Genomic DNA, 2,293 nt, shown 5'->3' with positions numbered 1-2,293 from the left:
AAGAAGGGGGGATGTGGTAGAGTGGGTGATGGATATGCCTGTCCGCCTGCTTGAGGCTCATCCGTTGGCGGAAGAAATACGCAATCAGGTAGTGGTGAAGCGCGGACCGTTGGTATATTGCTTGGAGAGCATGGATATGACAGGTGGCGGAAGCATTGATAATGTACTGATCCCTGCTGATATCAAACTCATTCCAAAGAAAGTGATAATTGAAGGTAGTCCGGTTGTTGCTCTTGAGGGCAAAGCTCGTCTGATTTCATCCAATTCCTGGGAAGGGATACTTTACCGGCCTGTCAGTTTCGCCGGGGAGACGGTGGATATCCGTTTGATTCCTTACTATGCTTGGGGGAATAGGGGGAAAGGAGAAATGACCGTTTGGATGCCTCTGGGGAGATAAATACAGATACGCGTCGTCCGCGTATCTATAATCAAACATTATGTCGAATAGAAGAATCATACTAATAACTGCCTTGTCGCTCCTCACCTTTGTAGGGCATGCAGGCGATATTTGGGTTTCCCCACGTGGAAATGATCAGAATGATGGTACCCGCCAATCTCCGAAGGCAACACTGACCTCCGCCCTGCGTCAGGCACGCGAGTGGCGCCGGACAGGAGATAATCGTGTGCTGGGAGGCATCACAGTGTATATGGAGGGCGGTGTTTATTCCCTCTATGAACCGGTATTCATTCGTCCTGAAGATAGCGGGACAAAGGGTTCGCCCATCGTTATTCGCTCCGTTCGTGGCGAGGATGCCGTATTAAGTGGTGGTGTGCCTATCAGGAACTGGAAAAAACAAGGAAAACTATGGGTGGCGGATGTACCGATGTTCAATGGCCGTCCGCTGGATTTCCGCCAACTGTGGGTGGATGGACAGAAGGCCACACGTGCCCGTGATGTGGAGGACTTTGAGAATATGCATCGAATTTGCAGTGTCGACGAGAAGACTGAAACTCTTTATGTGCCTGCCGCCGCCGTTCGGCAGATTACGGATGGGAAAGGCGCGTTAAAGTCAAGATACGCCGAAATGGTACTTCACCAGATGTGGTGTGTGGCTAATCTTCGGATTCGTTCTGTGCAGGTTTTGGGAGATAGTGCGGCAGTCCGTTTTCATCAGCCCGAGAGTCGTATCCAGTTTGAACATCCCTGGCCGCGTCCCATGGTAACGACCGATGGGCACAATTCAGCTTTTTATCTGACCAATGCACGTGAACTGCTGGATGTTCCGGGAGAGTGGTATCATGATATAGATACCCGTAAGCTTTATTATTATCCGCGTGAGGGAGAAAATATGCAATCAGCGGAAGCGATTGTGCCTGCTATTGAGACATTGGTGCAAATTGAAGGTACTTTGGATCGTCCGGTTACTAATCTTCGTTTCGAGCGGATCACTTTCTCATATACCACCTGGATGCGTCCTTCCGTAAAAGGGCACGTTCCTCTTCAGGGTGGTATGTATCTGACGGATGGGTATCGTATCGATCCGAAAATGAAACGGAATTACAGGAATCATCCGTTGGATAACCAGGGCTGGTTGGGACGTCCTGCGGCGGCAGTTCGGGTGGCTGCCGCTGGGGCGATAGACTTTGAACACTGCCATTTCGAGCATCTGGGCTCCACGGGGGTGGATTATGAAGAAGCGGTGCATGGAGGAATCATCCGTGGTTGTCTTTTTCGTGATATTGCGGGGAATGGTTTATTGGTCGGGAGTTTCTCCCCGGCAGCTCACGAGACACATCTTCCGTACGATCCTGCCGACCGTCGTGAAGTGTGTACACATCAACGGATTGACAATTGTTATTTTACGGAGACGGGTAACGAAGATTGGGGTTGTCTTGCCATTGCTGCGGGATATGTAAGCGACATCCATATCGTGCACAATGAAATATGCGAAGTGCCTTATAGCGGTATCAGCCTTGGCTGGGGATGGACTCAGACAGTGAATTGTATGAAGAATAATCAGGTTCATGCCAATCTGATCCATCACTATGCGAAGCATATGTATGATGTGGCAGGAATTTATACGTTAGGTTCCCAGCCCAAGACCTATGTAACGGAGAATTGTGTGCATAGCATTTATAAGCCGGGTTATGTGCATGACCCTAACCACTGGTTTTATCTCTATACCGATGAGGGCTCGTCTTTTATCACCGTCCGCGATAATTGGACGGAAGGGGAGAAGTATCTGCAAAATGCGAATGGACCCGGAAATGTGTGGGAGAATAACGGGCCGGGAGTGGATGCGGCTATTCGTGAACGGGCAGGGCTGGAAGAGGAATATAAAGACTTGAAGAA

The 2,293-nt window shown here is 49.8% G+C and carries 1 protein-coding gene and 1 pseudogene; both read left to right on the top strand.

What is annotated here, in order from left to right; genetic code table 11:
• Window positions 1-397, top strand: a pseudogene (locus BACCELL_RS02595) (glycoside hydrolase family 127 protein); the annotation flags it as partial.
• Between the two features lie 40 nt (window positions 398-437).
• On the top strand, window positions 438-2,293 hold a 1,856-nt coding region (locus tag BACCELL_RS02590; protein WP_007209965.1), incomplete at its 3' end, for a right-handed parallel beta-helix repeat-containing protein.

Source organism: Bacteroides cellulosilyticus DSM 14838, assembly GCF_000158035.1.
Taxonomy (GTDB): Bacteria; Bacteroidota; Bacteroidia; order Bacteroidales; family Bacteroidaceae; genus Bacteroides; species Bacteroides cellulosilyticus.
Note: the sequence above shows the minus strand (reverse complement) of the source record. Positions and strands in the feature narration are given on the sequence as shown.